Source organism: Pseudotamlana haliotis (assembly GCF_008806375.1).
Lineage (GTDB): Bacteria > Bacteroidota > Bacteroidia > Flavobacteriales > Flavobacteriaceae > Pseudotamlana > Pseudotamlana haliotis.
The window spans coordinates 337-549 of record NZ_WAAT01000031.1; positions in this window are offsets into that span (position 1 = coordinate 337).

Here is a 213-nt window from a genome sequence, read left to right on the forward strand (position 1 = left end):
TGCTTTTCCATAGATATTACCCATTCGTTTCAATCTGCCAGTTTCAGGGTCTCTAAAGCTGTAATACTCAAACCAACGTTGATTTAAATCTCCGTTTGCAGTATAAATTTTGGTGTAGAAAAAGACTTTTTAATTGACAATCTGTGTTCGTTTCCGTGTTCCAAGGTAAGAAAGGATCAAGCGCAAAAGTTGTGTGTGAATTACGTACAGTTT